Below are 261 nucleotides of genomic sequence, written 5' to 3'. Positions count from 1 at the left end.
ATTAAACTCATCATATTCTACTGTTACTTGTGTTTTCGCATCCGGGCGCAAGTAATCTAATTTATTTGTTTTGCGTAACTCGGTTAATTTGCGAGCTAAACCATGCGCTAAGAAAATCGGTAATGGCATTAGTTCTTCCGTTTCGTCTGTTGCAAAACCGAACATTAACCCTTGGTCTCCCGCTCCGATTGCTTCAATAGCAGCGTCAATTTCGTTGCCACTTCTGGATTCTAACGCTTCGTCTACGCCTTGTGCGATATC

1 pseudogene is annotated in these 261 nt (G+C 42.5%); it reads right to left on the bottom strand.

Features of this window, described 5'->3' with window-relative positions:
• Window positions 1-261: pseudogene (locus ACX6XY_RS30385) on the bottom strand (methionine adenosyltransferase); the annotation flags it as partial.

Source organism: Streptomyces sp. O3, from assembly GCF_054788135.1.
The sequence above is the reverse complement of the archived record's forward strand: the minus strand, read 5'-3'. Positions and strand labels throughout refer to the sequence as shown.